The organism is Streptomyces lasiicapitis (assembly GCF_014646335.1).
Lineage (GTDB): Bacteria > Actinomycetota > Actinomycetes > Streptomycetales > Streptomycetaceae > Streptomyces > Streptomyces lasiicapitis.
This window is the reverse complement of record NZ_BMNG01000007.1, coordinates 315062-329039: the sequence shown is the minus strand read 5'-3', so window position 1 is coordinate 329039 and position 13978 is coordinate 315062. Positions and strand designations below refer to the sequence as shown.

Below are 13978 nucleotides of genomic sequence, written 5' to 3'. Positions count from 1 at the left end.
TTCGACCGACGGCGCCGCCTGCCTCGTACCCACCCATCCTCCCCCCGCCCTGAGGAGACACCGTTGACCATTGCCGACGCCGAGCCCACAGCAGCACCGGTCCCCTCCCAGTCCACCTACCAGAGCCGGGTCGCGGACTACTGGAACGCCGAGGAGAACCCGGTCAACCTCGAACTCGGGAAGATCGACGACCTCTACCACCACCACTACGGCATCGGAGAGGCCGACTGGTCCGTCCTCGACCCCACGGACGCCGCGGACGTCACCGACCCCACCGACCCCTCCAGCCCCGCCGACCGGCAGGAGCGCATCACCACCGAACTCCACCGCCTGGAACAGGCCCAGGCCGACCTGCTGGCGTCCCACCTCGGCCCCCTGACCCCCGCGGACCGCGTCTTCGACGCGGGCTGCGGCCGGGGCGGCGGCTCGGTCGTGGCCCATCTGCGGTACGGCTGCCACGCCGACGGCGTCACCATCTCCCGGAAACAGGCCGACTTCGCCGCCGAGCAGGCCCGCAAGCGCCACATCGACGACAAGGTGCGCTACCACCACCTGAACATGCTCGACACCGGCCTGCCCTCCGGCGCGTACGCGGCGTCGTGGAACAACGAGTCCACGATGTACGTCGAGCTGGACCTGCTGTTCGCCGAGCACGCCCGGCTGCTGCGCCGCGGCGGCCGCTATGTGACGATCACCGGCTGCTACAACGACACCTACGGCCGGGCGTCCCGCGAGGTGTCCCTCATCAACGCCCACTACATCTGCGACATCCATCCGCGTTCGGAGTATTTCCGGGCCATGGCCCGCCACCGCCTCGTACCGACGCACGTCGAGGACCTCACCGCCGCCGCCACGCCCTACTGGCAGCTCCGCAAGCAGGCCGACCACCTCGTGACGGGCATCGAGGAAACGTTCCTGACCGCCTACGGGAACGGCAGCTTCCAGTACCTCCTGATCGTGGCGGACCGGGTCTGAGAGTCTCCGCGCCCGTCCGCGTGCGGCGCCCGTGAGCCACCGCTCAGGGGCGCTGGAGGCCGAGCCCGGGCAGGAACCGCTGGAATCCGAGGACCCGCACCCCGGGAACGTCCTTGATGACCGCCATCGGTCCGCCGTCCTCGACGTCGATGTGGTTCTCGAACATCCGCTGGTGCGCCTCCTCCGAGGTCCACTCGCTGTAGTTGACGACCCTGAGGCCGTCCTGGCGGATGTGGAAGTGCGAGGCCAGGCCCCCGCCGTCGTCGCCGGGCGGCTGCACACCTCCGTAGTGGTCGACGATGGTGTCGATGAGCCTTCGCGCGGTCGCGTCCCCGTCGGTGTCGAAGGCGACGCGCACCACAACCCCCGGCGAGACACCGCGCGTTGCAGCCGCAGGCTTCATGCTGCGGTACAGCCGGTAGCCGCCGGGGCCCTCCGGGTCCGCCCCGATGACCGCCTGGATGCCGCGTGCCAGCACCTGATTGGCTTCGTCCTCCACGAAGACACGGTGCGCATCGGCGCTCGTCCACTGGGCGTAGTGGAGAACCGTCCTGCCGTCCGTCCCGGCGAAGAAGGCCTGCGAGAGGAAGCCGTCCGGCACCGGGTGCCGCTTCCACGCCTCGAAAACGCCCTGGATGACGGCACGTTGACGTGCGGAGCCGCCCGAGTCGCCCTCGCTCATGAGTACGTGGCCGGAGTCGTCCCGCAGGATGTCGGGCAGCGGATTCGACACCAGGTCTTGCTGTGAAGTCATGCGTCCAGCCTCTGCTCGCTCGTCGTGGCCGGCCGCGAGCCGGGCCGGGCCAGCGCCTTGTCGGCGGCGTTCAGGATGCTGCGGAAACTGCCGGTGATCATCGGCCGTACGAGGTGCCGGGTGAGGAAGGCGCCGACCAGCGGGGCGCTCATCTCGGCGCGTGTGGTCCAGTTCACCAGCGTGCCGCCGTCGACCTCGGAGAACGTCATGCGGCCCAGCTCGTGCCGGGACGGCGGCACGCTGCGGTCGACGACGTACTCCGTGACGTACGGCGCCTCGTAACGGGTGATGCGCTCGCTGAGCCAGCCGATCGCCCACAGGTGACTGCGCACCGCGCCGACGCCGTAGGGCGCGCCCTCGCCGCGGCGGGTGAGGCGGCAGCGCAGCACCAGGGGCGAGCGCTGGTAGTTGGTGGTCGTGGTGAGCCAGGCGAACACGTCGTCGATCGGGGCGTCGATGACGCGCTCAACGGTCATGGTTTCCATGGCTGGGTTCTCCTCTGTCGATCGCCCGCACCGCGTCCGCGCGGTGCAGCTTGTCCGGGTTGCGTACGCCGTAGAGGGCGCTGATGCGTCCCTCGTGGATCTCGAAGGCGACGAGCCAGTCGAGCGCGTCGTCGGTGAGGAAGCGGGCCGCGGGCATGCCGTTGTACGTGGCGGGCTCGACCCGCGTCCTCGTGGTGGTCGTCGTGCGGAGCACACCGAGGACGAACCGCGCGACGTCGTCGGCGCCGACGACCGGCTTGCGGGCGGCCACGACCTTGCCGCCGCCGTCGGAGATCGCCACGACATCGGGCGCCAACAGGTCCATCAGCTCCTGGATCTCGCCGGTCGCCGCCGCGCTCAGGAACCGCTGCACGACTTCCTGCGTGGCCTCGGAGCCGGGCTCGAAGCGCCGCCGCCGCGCCTGCACATGCCGCCGCGCGCGGTGCGCGATCTGCCGCACGGTGACCTCGGCCTTGCCGATCGAGGCGGCGATCTCCCCGTGGGTGTAGCCGAACACGTCGTGCAGCACGAACACGGCGCGCTCGCTCGGGGTGAGCGTCTCCAGGACCAGCATCATCGCCATCGACACCGACTCGGCCAGGATCACGTCCTCGCCGGCCTCGGGCGCCGTGCGGATCGGCTCGGGCAGCCACGTACCGACGTACTCCTCGCGCCGCGCCTTCACCGTGCGCAGATGGTTGAGGGCCTGCCGGGTCACGACACGCACCAGATAGGCGCGCGGATGCTCGACCGTGCTCGCATCGACCGCGCTCCACCGCAGATAGCTCTCCTGCAGTACGTCCTCGGCGTCGGCGGCGCTGCCCAGCATCTCGTAGGCGATGGTGAACAGCAGCGGACGGTGTTCGGTGAAGGCGTCCTCAGTCATGGTCCGCACCCGCCCCCGCCATCCGCATGCGGTGAGATCCCTGCGTCACACCCGGCTCCTCTCTTCGGCTGCCCATCGAGACACGTCGCACCGGAAAACCGTGACACCTTTCCCGAGTGATTCACTTCACACCTGGGATGCGGCGCGGTGTGCGGCGGCGCCGAACGTGATTCGGCTCGTTGAGATACCGCCGCGCGTAGGGAAGAGTCCCTGGCCATGGAATTCCTGTGCTACCACCGCGACCGGTCCGACTCCAACGCCCTGCGCGGTGAGCTCATCGAGGACCACTGGTCCTACATGGACGGCTACGCGGCGGAGTTGATCGCCCGCGGCCCGACCTTCGCCGACGACGGCGAGACGGCCTCCGGCAGCCTGCACATCGTCGACCTGCCGGATCCCGCCGCCGCCCGCGCCTTCGCCTTCGACGAGCCCAACTACCAGGCCGGCGTGTACCGCGACGTGCTGCTGCGCCGGTGGCACAACACGCTGGGCCGCACCATGTGGGACTTCCCCGGCGGCCCGACCGACGGCAACCGGTACCTGGTCATCGGCCTCGGCGCGGGCGAGGCCGCCGACATCGTCATGCCGCCCGACAAGGACGAGCTGATCGCGTACGGGCCGCTGCTCTCCGACGACGGCACCACCTGGCTCGGCACGGCGGTGCTGCTCCGCGCCCCGGACCAGGCCGCGGCACGCGCCGTCCTCGTCCCCGGGCGGTACGCGGACATCGAGGTCCACGACTGGGAGTTCGGCGGCCGCCGCTGACGTTCGGCGCGCGGCCGCACCGCCGGAGGTCGCGCGCCGGAGCGGCCGCCATCGACTTTGGTTACCGCGCGCAGGACCGATGGCTGATGAGCGGGCCCCCGCCCACCCCCGACGCTGGACACGTCAGTTGGTGACCGCGGGAGTGGGAGTACCTGATGCGCGAACAAGCGATGACACGGGCGAGTTTTCTCGCCGGGGCGGCGGCGGTCGGCGCCACCGCGATGGTGGGCACGGCCCTCTCCGGCGAGGCGGCGGCCGGGACACGCCCGGCGGGGGAGCGGACGAGGCCCGGGCGCGGTCTCGTCCACCGGGGCGTGATGTACGAGTGCGAGGACGGGGAGAGCTCGCACACGGGATGGCACCGCAACCGGATGCGGTCCGACCTGCGCGCCATCAAGCGTGAGCTGCACGCGAACTCGGTCGTCGCCTTCGGCACCGGCGTCGAGCGGCTGACCGCCACCGCCACCGAGGCGGCCGAGAACGGGCTGCACGTATGGCTCCAGCCCCGCATGGCCGACGTCCCCGAACGCCAGATCCTGGACCACCTCGCCGAGACCGGCAGGCAGGCGGAGCGGCTCCGCCGTCAGGGCGCGCGGGTGTACCTGAGCGTGGGCGCCGAGTTCATCCTCTTCGTACCCGGCATCGTCCCCGGCGACAACGCGGTCGAGCGGGTCGAGAACATGATGAAGGGGAACTGGGACCCGCAGAAGGCGCAGCGCAAGCTCGACCGGTTCATCGGCCTGTCCGCGAAGACCGCGCGCCGGGTGTTCCACGGGAAGGTGACGTACGGCTCCGCGCACGGAGACAGGGTCGACTGGGATCTCTTCGACCTCGTCAGCGTCAACTACTACTCCTACTTCGCCGATCCGCGCGGCTACGTCAAGGAGCTCAGCCCCTACCGCAAGTGGCGCAAGCCTGTCGCCATCACCGAGTGCGGCACCTGTACCTTCGACGGCGCGCCCCAAGCCGGCGGCATGGGCTGGGACATCGTCGACTACAGCAAGCCCAAGCCGGAGATCCGCGGCGGTGCGAAGCGCAGCGAACACACCCAGGCCCAGTACCTGACCCAGGTCCTGAACGTGTTCGAGGACATGAACCTGCACGCCGCGATGGTGTACCAGTTCGTCACCCCGGACGCGCCGCACCGCCGCCGACGCCGCTACGACCTCGACATGGCGAGCTACAGCCTCACCAAGGCGATCTGGAAGACGGAGGACGACCCGACGGCGCGCTGGCACTGGGAGCCCAAGGAGTCGTTCGACGCCGTGTCACGGCACTTCGCACGGGCCGCCGCTCGCGAGGACCGGTCGTCCTAGCCGCAAGCGCCCCTCTGCACAGGCCAGTTGGCGGCCTGCTCAGTCGGTGGACGGCTCGATCTCGCCCGCGAAGACGATGACCTGGTCGATGAGGCTCCGCCGCAGATGCACGACGTCGGTTCCCGCAAGGCGGGGACCGCCGTCCGGCGTGGTGAACACCCACTGGTAGCGGGCCCACTCGTCCGGCATGTCCACCGCCGAGCAGCGCACCATCGTGCCGGTCCCCGCGGGGTGGCGCCGGATGTCGAGGACGAACCGCTCGACCGCCTCGATCCCCTCGCTTCGGCCCAGCGGCCCCCAGAACACCACGTCCGAGGTCAGCGCCTGGGACAGCAGCCCTGTCACATAGGCGTCGTCCGAGGCGTTGAACGCGGAGATGAACGTGTCGATCGCGGACCGTGCGGTCTCTTCCTGCATGCACCAGTAATACCAGTCGCTTCGCGAACCGCGTGGACGGCTCCTAGGTCACATCCGTATAGATGTACCGCTGCCCCGGCGGCCAGCCCGCGCTGCGCCCGGCGTCCGTCACCAGCAGATGCTGGTACTGCGGGGCGGCCACGGTGTTCTGCGTGAGCGAGGGGCACATGGCCGCGCAGCTCGCGGCGGTCTGGGTGCCAAGGCGCCAGCCGTCGGCGTTGAAGAAGACGTACTCCACGTCGGCCGGAGCCCGCGAGACGTCGACGGTGACGGTGGCGGGGACCGGCACGGACAGCCGGAACAGCACCCCGTCCACCCCGGCCGCGCGCAGCCGACGGGCACCGATGCCCTGTGTGCTCCACCGCGGCTGCGGCGAGGTGACGTCGAGCAGGGCGACGCGCAGGGTCCCGGGGCCGGGCCCTCGAAGCACCGCACGGGGAGCACGCTCGAGAAGCGCGGCGGCCCCCGAGCCCTCTCCGGACTCCCCGCCACCGCCGTCTTCCTCGTCCTCGCCGGCGTCCGAGGGGGAAGGCGTACGAGTGCGCCCGGAGGGCGAGTCGCCGGGTGACGGCGATTCGCCCGACGCCGAGGCGTCCGCGGACGGGGACGGAGAAGGGCTGGGCGGCACCGACACGATGAGCGTGCCGTTGACGCAGTGGTTGTTCTGGCCCTCGCAGGCCATGTTGTCCCCGTCCTTGTTGCTCTGGCTCCGTGACGACGAGTCGGCGCCACCGCAGCCACCGATCGGTACGAGCAGGCAGAGCAGCGCCACCGACGGGACGGCACGGCGAAGCGTCCCCCTCATCGACCGGAACCCCCCTCGCCCGGACAGTTGTTGTTCTCGCCGACGCAGAGCACGTTGTCGCCGTTCTCGTTTGTCTGGATGATCGTTCCCGGCCCTGGCCTGCCGCCGCCGTGGTCGTCGCACGACGTGATCACGGCCGCGATGATCACTCCCGCCGCGCCGATCAGCGCCGTCGCGACGGCCCCCGCTGCCACGCCTCGTATCGCCATCGCGCCCCCCTGACCGGCGTGCGCGGCGGAGTTCCTCGCGCGCCGGGACGCCAGGGTAGGCGCGCCACCGCTGCCTACACAGCCGTTGGCGGCGCGGCTACGCCAGACGACCCGGTCACCGGTAGTCGGGGTTCTCGAAGTCGAACCGGCAACCCACGTCCCAGGCGGCGCGCTGATTGCCGTACGTGGGGAAGCCGCCCGCGTCCTTGAGGAGGCGGGCCAGGTGCATCAGGTTCCAGGTCATGAAGGTGGTGTTGCGGTTGGTGAAGTCGTTCTCGGGGCCGCCCGAGCCCGCGTCGAGATAGGAGGGGCCGGGGCCCGCCTCGCCGATCCAGCCCGCGTCGGCCTGGGGCGGGACGGCGTAGCCCAGGTGCTGGAGGCTGTAGAGGACGTTCATCGCGCAGTGCTTGACGCCGTCCTCGTTCCCCGTGATGAGGCACCCGCCCGCGCGGCCGTAAAAGGCGTACTGGCCACGGTCGTTGAGGATTCCGGAGCAGCTGTAGAGCCGCTCGATGACCCGCTTCATGACCGAGCTGTTGTCGCCCAGCCAGATCGGTCCGGTCAGGACGAGGATGTCGGCGTCCATCACTCGCGGGTAGAGCACGGGCCACTCGTCGCTCGCGGCGCCGTGCTCGGTCATGTCCGGCCAGACGCCCGCGGCGAGGTCGTGGTCGACCGCGCGGATCTCGTCCACCCGGACTCCGTGCTTGCGCATGATCGACGCGCTGATGTCGATGAGCCCCTGGGTGTTGCTGACCTGGGGGGACGGCTTGAGCGTGCAGTTGATGAAGAGTGCGCTCAGGTCGTCGTAGCGGGCCGGTGGCGCGGCGGCTTGCTCGGCGTCGGATGCCATGTCGATCCCCTCGGTGAAGGCTGCTGCTGCCCAGCCGAACACGCCACCGGGGCGCCCGCAGCCTCTTCGGGCATCCAGGTGACGCGGGGAGCGTACGTGTAGGCGTCGGCCCGGCGGGGCTGCCGGGCGGCGCCCCGCGGGCCACGAGGGGTGTGGCCCGCAGGGCGTTCGGATCAGTGGTTGCCCGCGCCGTTTCCGGCGAGCACCGGGATGTCGCTGAGGATGTGCGACGCCGGCTCGTCGCCCTTGGTCTGCGTGGAGTTCTCGGCGCACTGCTGGTTCTGCGGGGCCGAGAGGACCGGGATGTCCTGGACGGCGACCGGGACGAGGAGGCCGACGATGGCGCCCACGTTCGCCTTGACGGGCACGCCGAGGCAGAGCTTGTTCAAGGAGCCCTGGATCGCGGCCCCCTGCGCGCTCAGGTTCCCGTGGGTGGCGCTGTTGCCGAACGACTGCTCGGCGTTGTTGCCACTGGCGCTGGTGGTGCCCTCGTCGTTGCCGATGGCGGCCGCGCTCCCGGCGGCCCCGGTGACGGTGAGAGCGGCGAGGCCGAGGGCGAGGGGGACGTTACGGATGTGCATGTCACTCCAGTACAGAGCTTTGGTCAGGGAGACATGAACCAGTACATCCACCAAAGCCCTGTGTCTGGGGGATATTCGCCCATTGGCAGAGTGTCGGCGTACTCAGGCTGACGGCGTCCGGCCGTCCAGGGATCAGTCCTGACCGGCGGTGAGGGGCGAGACCGGCCGCTCGAAGAAGGTCTCCAGGACCACCGTCGCCTGCGTCCCGCTGACCCCGTCGATCGCGTACAACCGCCGCAGCACGTCCTGCAGTTGCTCGGTCGTCGCCGTCCTGACCTTCACCAGGACCGAAGCGCTGCCTGCGATGATGTGCGCCTCCAGGATCTCGGGGAGCGCGGCGAAACTCTCCGCGGCGTCACCCATCCAGGACGTCGAGTCGACCGTCACATAGGCCAGCACGCCGCCGCCGACCGCCACCGGGTCCACCTCGGCCGCGGTGCGGCGGATCACTCCGCGCTCGCGCAGTTTCCGTACGCGGTCGTGCGCGGCGCCGGCCGAGAGGCCCACGGCCCGGCCCAGCGCGGCGTACGACTCGGTGGCGTCCTGCTGGAGCCGCGTCAGCAGAGCACGATCGATGTGATCCATTGCATTCCATTCGGTCAGAAACTCTGGTGACCATATCTCATTCGGAGATCTATGCTCATGGCTGTAGTGAGTTCGGCTCATCGTGGAAGGGGGAGGCGCCATGAACAACGAGCGCCCCGCGCTGTACGAGATGTTCGACGACAGGTTCCGCACCGGACGGTGCATGAACGGCGACGACGGCCTGGAGGTCCTGTACACCGGGTGCCGCTGGGCCGAGGGACCCATCTACGTGCCCGCCTGGCGGCAGGTGATCTGGAGCGACATCCCCAACGACCGGATGCTGCGATGGGACGAGGAGACCGGCGCGGTCAGCGTCTTCCGCCGCTCCGCCGGGCACACCAACGGCAACACCCTGGACCGCGAGGGCCGCCTCATCACCTGCGAACAGGGCAACCGCCGGGTGACAAGGACCGAGCACGACGGCACCGTCACGGTGCTCGCGGACCGCTGGCAGGGCAAGCGCCTGAACAGCCCGAACGACGCGACGGTGAAGTCCGACGGGTCGATCTGGTTCTCCGACCCGGACTTCGGCATCACCAGCGACTACGAGGGCTACCGCGCGCAGAGCGAGATCGGCGCCAACAACGTCTACCGCGTCGATCCCGGCACGGGCGAAGTACGGCTGGTCGCCGACTGCTTCGGCGCCCCGAACGGGCTGGTCTTCTCGGCCGACGAGCGGCGCCTGTTCGTCTCCGACACCCGCGCGGGCTTCATCCGCGTCTTCGACGTACGCGACGACGGCACCCTCTCGGACGGCGAGATCTTCGCCGAAGCCGCGGACCGTGAGCGGGCGCGCTTCGACAACCTCCGCTTCGACGACGAGGGTCGGCTCTGGGCCGCCGCGATGACCGACGGCGTGCACTGCTACGACCCCGACGGCACACTGATCGGGCGCCTCGACGTCCCCGAGGCGGTCGCCAACATCTCCTGGGGCGGCCCCAAGCGCAACCGCCTCTTCATCACGGCGGAGACCAGCCTCTACTCGGTGGTCACGGGCGTCACCGGCACCCACCCGAGCGGACCGGGGCACCGGCCGTGGCTGAACGCGGAGTCCCGGTGAACTTCTGGTCGATCCACGAGCAGGGCTTCGCACGCGTCGCCGCGTGCACCGGCCACACCGCCATCGCCGACCCGCACGCCAACGCCGAAGCGGTGCTGCGACAGGGGCGCCGGTGCGCGGAGGAAGGCGTCGCCGTCGCCGTGTTCCCCGAACTCGGCCTGACCGGCTACTCGATCGAGGACCTGCTGCTGCAGGACGTGGTCCTCGACCAGGTCGAGGAAGCGCTCGGGACCGTGGTGGCCGGATCGGCGGAACTGCTGCCGGTCCTGGTCGTCGGCGCCCCGCTGCGCCATCGGCACCGGATCTACAACTGCGCGGTGATCGTGCACCGGGGCCGGATCCTCGGCGTCGCGCCCAAGTCGTACGTGCCCAACTACCGGGAGCTGTACGAGCGGCGGCAGATCGCCTCGGGCGAGGACGAACGCGGCGACACGGGGGCGGAAGCGGGGACCATCAGGGTCGGCGGCGCGAGCGTGCCGTTCGGAGTGGACCTCCTCTTCGAGGCGGAGGACGTTCCCGGTCTCGTGCTGCACGCGGAGATCTGCGAGGACATGTGGGTTCCCGTGCCCCCGAGCGCGGAGGCGGCCCTCGCGGGCGCGACCGTCCTCGTCAACCTCTCGGGCAGCCCGATCACCGTCGGCAGGGCCGAGGACCGGCGGCTGCTGTGCCGCTCGGCGTCGGCCCGCTGCCTCGCCGCGTACGTCTACGCCGCCGCCGGTCCGGGCGAGTCGACCACCGACCTGGCCTGGGACGGCCAGACCATGATCTACGAGAACGGTGTGCTCCTCGCCGAGACCGAGCGCTTCCCGCAGGGCGACCAGTGCGCGATCGCCGACGTGGACCTCGACCTGCTGCGGCAGGAGCGGCAGCGGATGGGCACGTTCGACGACAACCGCCGCGCCCACACCGCGCGCACCGGCGGCTTCCGGCAGGTGACCTTCCGGCTCGACCCGCCGAAGGCCGACCTCGGGCTTCGCCGCCCGGTCGAGCGCTTCCCGTTCGTGCCCGCCGACCCCGACCGGCTCGCCCAGGACTGCTACGAGGCGTACAGCATCCAAGTCGCCGGACTGCAGCAGCGATTGACGGCGATCGGCGGCCCGAAGGTGGTGATCGGGGTGTCCGGCGGCCTCGACTCCACGCACGCGCTGATCGTCGCCGCCCGCGCCATGGACCGCGCAGGCCGACCCCGCAGTGACATCCTGGCCTTCACCCTGCCCGGCTTCGCCACCAGCGACCACACCAAGGGCAACGCGCACCGGTTGATGGCGGCACTCGGCGTCACCGCGGCCGAGCTGGACATCACGCCGACCGCACGGCTCATGCTGCGGGAGATGGGCCACCCCTTCGCGTCGGGCGAGCCGGTGTACGACATCACCTTCGAGAACGTGCAGGCCGGGCTCCGCACCGACTACCTGTTCCGCCTCGCCAACCAGCGCGGCGGCATCGTGCTCGGCACCGGCGACCTGTCGGAACTCGCGCTCGGCTGGTGCACGTACGGCGTGGGCGACCAGATGAGCCACTACAACGTCAACTCCGGTGTGCCGAAGACCCTGATCCAGCATCTGATCCGCTGGGTCATCGGCAGCGGCCAGTTCGACGAGGAGACGGGTACGACGCTCGCCGCGATCCTCGACACGGAGATCAGCCCGGAGCTGGTGCCGGGGGAGGAGCCGCAGTCCACCGAATCCACGATCGGGCCGTACGCGCTCCACGACTTCACCCTTCACCACGTGCTCCGCTACGGCTTCCGCCCGTCGAAGATCGCCTTCCTCGCCTGGCACGCGTGGCACGACCCGGAGGCGGGCCGCTGGCCGCCCAACTTCCCCGAGGCCAAGCGGCCCGCGTACGACCTGCCGGAGATCCGGCACTGGCTCGAAGTCTTCTGCCGCCGCTTCTTCGCCTTCGCGCAGTTCAAGCGCTCGGCCATGCCGAACGGGCCGAAGGTGTCGGCAGGCGGCTCCCTCTCACCGCGCGGCGACTGGCGCGCGCCGTCCGACGGCACGGCGCAGGCCTGGCTGCGGGATCTGGACCGCTGGGATCTGGAGGGCGGCCCGGACCGGGACGGCTGGGATCGGGACGGCTGGGACCGGGGCCGATCCGAGGGCTGACGCCGGGGCCTCGACGCCGCCTTCAGGTACGGAGGGCGGCGTCGAGGGCGCGGATGAACTCGCCCACGCGCCCGCCTCCGGGAGGCGCCGCGGGCAGCCGGCCGAGGACCGCGGGTACCGCTGCCGGGGCGTGCCGGCGCGCCCAGTCAAGGGCACCCGCGGCGTCGCGCCGGTCTTCTCCGGACGCCGACGCTTCCGCTGCCTGTTCTTCCTGCGCTTCTTCCTCCGCCAGCTCCTCGGCGCGTGCCGCGTGCGCTGCCGCACCGAGGACGTGCTTCACCTGGTGGGCGCTCGCCTTGGGATGGAGGAACGCGGCGGCTGCCGCGTGGCTCGCGGCGCGTGCGGCGTCTGCTGCGGCGGGTGCGGTGGCTTCTTGCGCCGCTTTGTACGCTGCCCACGCGCTCTGCCGCAGCGCGGCCGTGCGCGGGCCGCCCGAGGCGTAGGCGTCCGCCGCGTCGACGGCTTCGCGGGGGCGTGGGTCGGCGGGGAGGCTCTGTTCGAAGAGCGACAGTGTCCTGCGCGCGCAGTCAGCCGCGTACGCCGTGATCTCACGGATCTCGTGTTCGGTCAGTTCGATGGTTTCCGGCTCGGTGCGCACGGCCTCATCTTGCCGCAGGGGCCTGTCAGTCGGTGTCCCGCCCCAGCAGGGCGGCCAGGTCCCAGGCGCGTATGGCGCCGTCTCCGCCCGCGCTGAGGATGACATCGCGGCCGCGGAGCGTGGTGGTCGACACGGCCTCCACGTCGTCCTGATGGCCGCTGAGCGGAGCGCCGACGGCCGTGCCCTCGGCGAGATCCCAGACGCGTACGGTCTGGTCCGCGGCGCCGGTCACCGCGATGCGGCGGTCGCCGACCGCGGCGGTGTCCAAGGTGAGGATGTCGTCCTCATGGCCGGTGATCGGGTCGTGGACGGGCTCATGGTCGCCGTTTCCGCTGTCGCCCCCCGACAGCTCCCACACGTAGAGCTCGGCGGCATCGGTCGCCGCGACGACGAGCGGACGGTCACCGAGCCGGGACGCGGACGTGGAACTGGAGTTGGACTTGGAGAGGGCCACGGCCCGGACGTCACCGTCGTCCGGGGTGAACGACGCCACCTGCTCGTTCCGCGCCAGATCCCGCACATCCACCACGCCGTCACCGCCGGACGCCACCAGTGAACGGCCGTCGATCCAGGCGGCGGCGAGGCTCGTGATGTCGTAGAGGTCGTTGGCCACCTCGACCGGGGGCACTTGGCCGGACGACTCCCAGACAAGGAGTTGGCCGACGTACTGCGAGCCCGTGACGAATCGCGGCGCGCCTTCGTCGCGCAGGGTGGCAATGGCCCCGACGTAGGGCTCGTCGTAGGTCGTCCCGCGGAGCAGCTCGCCGCTCTCCAGATCCCAGAGAGCGGGAGCCTGTTCGCCGCCCCCGGCGGCCAGCACCACACGCCCCTTGAAGACCGCCGCCGCCATTGTGTCGATCTCGTTCTCGGCGTCGGGGTACTGGGCCGCGAGCGGATCCCCGGTGAAGGCGTACACCAGCGGCCGCTTCCGCCATTCGTCCCGCAGGGGCTCCCAGGTCCACACGGCTCCCCAGGAATCGGCGCACACGACCTGGGGCCCGGCGCCGGCGTCCACCACCGAGAGATCCTTGATCGGGCACGAGGACGGTATGCGGCTGCTCAGCAGCAGTGGTGAGTCAGACATGCGGGAAAGGTAGACCAAGGGTCTGACACTCGGGTCAGCGCGCCGGCCGGGCCGCCCGGTCGTGGCCCGTGGCCGCCGTCGGGGTGCTGCGTGCCTTGGCGGCCTGCTCCTTGGCCCCCTGCCCGGCCGCGAGCAACGCCCATGCCACCAAGGGGACGTGGAGGGGCAGGCGCCCGTACGCGAGGGCCTTGAGTGGGGCGGCCCGGTGGCGCCAGTCGTAGGCCATCTGCACGTTCGCGGGGAACACCGCCGTGATCAGTCCGGCTGCCGCGAGGCCGCCGACGCGGCGGGTGCGCGGGAAGGCCAGGGCGGCGGCCACCGCCAACTCGGCCGCGCCACTTGCGTACGTGTACGCGCGGGCCTTCCCCGGCAGCTTGTCCGGCACGATCGCGTCGAACGGCTTCGGCGCGAGGAAGTGCAGCGCACCCATGCCGCCCAGCAGACGGGCGAGGGAGCGGGCGGGGTCGACGGTCATGGGGGCGACTCCTTCGTACGCC

Annotated in this window: 17 protein-coding genes; 5 read left to right on the top strand and 12 right to left on the bottom strand. The window is 70.9% G+C overall.

Annotated elements, in window-relative coordinates:
* Positions 1-63 precede the first annotated feature (63 nt).
* Positions 64-975 carry a geranyl diphosphate 2-C-methyltransferase gene (locus tag IEY91_RS17770; protein ID WP_164327642.1) on the top strand — a complete coding sequence of 304 codons (912 nt, stop codon included), beginning with the start codon at positions 64-66 and terminating at the stop codon, positions 973-975.
* Positions 976-1018: 43 nt separating this feature from the next.
* Here the strand turns inward: IEY91_RS17770 and IEY91_RS17765 are convergent, their stop codons facing one another.
* Genes IEY91_RS17765 through IEY91_RS17755 form a run of 3 tightly spaced genes read right to left on the bottom strand, consistent with a single transcriptional unit; the run spans position 1019 to position 3100 of the window.
* On the bottom strand, positions 1019-1729 hold the full coding sequence (locus IEY91_RS17765) for a hypothetical protein (RefSeq protein ID WP_164327643.1): 711 nt from the start codon (positions 1727-1729) through the stop codon (positions 1019-1021).
* Positions 1726-2214 (bottom strand): SRPBCC family protein, encoded by a 489-nt coding sequence (locus tag IEY91_RS17760; RefSeq protein ID WP_189174723.1) that lies wholly within the window; start codon positions 2212-2214, stop codon positions 1726-1728. Before IEY91_RS17760 ends, IEY91_RS17765 begins: the two co-directional genes overlap by 4 nt.
* The gene (locus IEY91_RS17755) at positions 2195-3100 is read right to left on the bottom strand and encodes an RNA polymerase sigma-70 factor (RefSeq protein ID WP_189174722.1); all 906 of its coding nucleotides are present in this window, start codon (positions 3098-3100) and stop codon (positions 2195-2197) included. Before IEY91_RS17755 ends, IEY91_RS17760 begins: the two co-directional genes overlap by 20 nt.
* 216 nt (positions 3101-3316) lie before the next feature.
* On the opposite strand from IEY91_RS17755, the gene IEY91_RS17750 reads away from it, so the two are divergent.
* Positions 3317-3865, top strand: coding sequence for a YciI family protein (locus IEY91_RS17750; protein ID WP_164327646.1), 549 nt, complete (start codon positions 3317-3319; stop codon positions 3863-3865).
* Between the two features lie 155 nt (positions 3866-4020).
* Positions 4021-5181 (top strand): glycoside hydrolase family 113 protein, encoded by a 1161-nt coding sequence (locus IEY91_RS17745; RefSeq protein WP_189174721.1) that lies wholly within the window; start codon positions 4021-4023, stop codon positions 5179-5181.
* 39 nt (positions 5182-5220) lie between these two features.
* Here the strand turns inward: IEY91_RS17745 and IEY91_RS17740 are convergent, their stop codons facing one another.
* The 6 genes from IEY91_RS17740 to IEY91_RS17715 form a co-directional block, all read right to left on the bottom strand.
* Positions 5221-5598: a nuclear transport factor 2 family protein gene (locus IEY91_RS17740; RefSeq protein ID WP_164327648.1), complete on the bottom strand. Its 378-nt coding sequence runs from the start codon at positions 5596-5598 to the stop codon at positions 5221-5223.
* 43 nt (positions 5599-5641) lie between these two features.
* A complete protein-coding gene (locus IEY91_RS17735; RefSeq protein WP_189174720.1) occupies positions 5642-6403 on the bottom strand; it encodes a hypothetical protein in 762 nt (253 codons plus the stop codon).
* Entirely contained in the window at positions 6400-6612 is a 213-nt protein-coding gene (locus IEY91_RS17730) for a hypothetical protein (RefSeq protein WP_189174719.1), read from the bottom strand. The genes IEY91_RS17735 and IEY91_RS17730 overlap by 4 nt, the downstream gene beginning before the upstream one ends.
* A 115-nt stretch (positions 6613-6727) precedes the next feature.
* On the bottom strand, positions 6728-7465 hold the full coding sequence (locus IEY91_RS17725; RefSeq protein WP_189174718.1) for a flavodoxin family protein: 738 nt from the start codon (positions 7463-7465) through the stop codon (positions 6728-6730).
* A 173-nt stretch (positions 7466-7638) separates the two neighbouring features.
* Positions 7639-8046 (bottom strand): rodlin, encoded by a 408-nt coding sequence (locus tag IEY91_RS17720; RefSeq protein WP_189174717.1) that lies wholly within the window; start codon positions 8044-8046, stop codon positions 7639-7641.
* A gap of 132 nt (positions 8047-8178) precedes the next feature.
* Positions 8179-8631, bottom strand: a complete 453-nt coding sequence (locus IEY91_RS17715; RefSeq protein WP_189174716.1) for an Lrp/AsnC family transcriptional regulator — start codon at positions 8629-8631, stop codon at positions 8179-8181.
* Positions 8632-8731: 100 nt separating this feature from the next.
* On the opposite strand from IEY91_RS17715, the gene IEY91_RS17710 reads away from it, so the two are divergent.
* Entirely contained in the window at positions 8732-9691 is a 960-nt protein-coding gene (locus IEY91_RS17710) for an SMP-30/gluconolactonase/LRE family protein (RefSeq protein WP_189174715.1), read from the top strand.
* The gene (locus IEY91_RS17705; RefSeq protein WP_229697061.1) at positions 9688-11799 is read left to right on the top strand and encodes an NAD(+) synthase; all 2112 of its coding nucleotides are present in this window, start codon (positions 9688-9690) and stop codon (positions 11797-11799) included. Before IEY91_RS17710 ends, IEY91_RS17705 begins: the two co-directional genes overlap by 4 nt.
* Positions 11800-11821: 22 nt before the next feature.
* Here IEY91_RS17705 and IEY91_RS17700 read toward each other — a convergent pair whose 3' ends face one another.
* Genes IEY91_RS17700 through IEY91_RS17690 form a run of 3 tightly spaced genes read right to left on the bottom strand, consistent with a single transcriptional unit; the run spans position 11822 to position 13956 of the window.
* Positions 11822-12397 (bottom strand): putative immunity protein, encoded by a 576-nt coding sequence (locus IEY91_RS17700; RefSeq protein WP_189174714.1) that lies wholly within the window; start codon positions 12395-12397, stop codon positions 11822-11824.
* 25 nt (positions 12398-12422) lie between these two features.
* Positions 12423-13481: a WD40 repeat domain-containing protein gene (locus IEY91_RS17695; RefSeq protein WP_189174713.1), complete on the bottom strand. Its 1059-nt coding sequence runs from the start codon at positions 13479-13481 to the stop codon at positions 12423-12425.
* Between the two features lie 34 nt (positions 13482-13515).
* Positions 13516-13956 (bottom strand): DoxX family protein, encoded by a 441-nt coding sequence (locus tag IEY91_RS17690; RefSeq protein WP_229697043.1) that lies wholly within the window; start codon positions 13954-13956, stop codon positions 13516-13518.
* Positions 13957-13978: the final 22 nt, after the last annotated feature.